Below are 1,062 nucleotides of genomic sequence, written 5' to 3'. Positions count from 1 at the left end.
AATAATAATAGTCCAAATACTCGCTCCACAGGATTTTCGTACCCTCTAGCATTTCTTTTTCGTGAGCCATAAAAAAAGACAAGGCAGTATTGATCCTATCCTCGTCTTGGAGATTATTATATTGTCGCTCCCATTCTGACCATAAATCATCTCGTTCTGAAAACCGAAGCACGGCTGCTTTACGGACACTTCTCACACCTGGTATCTTCCCTTTGAGCAGATCAGCCATGATATCTTCTTCGTTGAGAATCGTTCCACAGATCAGTATATTGGTGTCCCTTGTTCCGATAGGCAGAATGACATCCGTAAATGTATTTTTAATCTGTTCTCGTTTAGCTTCAGATCGAGCAGTATCCTCCTTAAGCAAATCATCCATTAGAACTAGTGTAGGACGATGGTGCCTATAGTGAATACCTCTCAAGCTGCCATCTATGCCACGAATCATAATGCAGGAATCCAGTCCACCTTTACTCTTCAGCCAAATCTCATTGTTGTTCCAGCGGCTCCCTTTACGAATCCCAAAATCCTCAATCAGCATCTGATTTGTTTCTAGCTCATCTTTGATCATGTCCAAGAAGGGCAATGCAATTTGTTCTGTTGCTGGTATGATCAGTGTGAACTGAGATTTATCATAAAGTGTGGCATACAGCGGAAATAAAAAAGAACTGATTGTCGACTTTCCATGCTCTCTTGGGAGTCCGAAAGCTGTAATTAGTCCTGTATTCGCAAGCATATGCTTTAACTCTGAAAATAACTCTTTGTGAAACTTGCCAAATACTCGATCAAAATATTTAGGGAAATAGGCCAAGGCGAAAAATTCAATGTCCATTTCACCGATTAGCTTGCGAAGTTCAGAAAAAGAGAACGTTTCGATCAATTGTTTCATTTTTGGTGGCTTAAAATGCTTCTCCATATACTGTTTAAGCAGTTCAGCTTGTCGTTGCTCTTCTTGCTTTATCGTTTCAATAGGTATAACTCCTTTCTCAAATTCACTATAAAATCATCACAAAAATTTCTGCACCCTTTGCTGGCGGCTCCGTTTCTACAAATAGAAGATCCCCT

The 1,062-nt window shown here is 40.0% G+C and carries 1 pseudogene; it reads right to left on the bottom strand.

What is annotated here, in order from left to right:
- A pseudogene (locus L696_RS0117435) lies at positions 1–886 on the bottom strand (phage terminase large subunit); the annotation flags it as partial.
- Positions 887–1,062: the final 176 nt, after the last annotated feature.

The organism is Paenibacillus maysiensis (assembly GCF_000520815.1).
Classification (GTDB): Bacteria; Bacillota; Bacilli; order Paenibacillales; family Paenibacillaceae; genus Paenibacillus; species Paenibacillus maysiensis.
The sequence above is the reverse complement of the archived record's forward strand: the minus strand, read 5'-3'. Positions and strand labels throughout refer to the sequence as shown.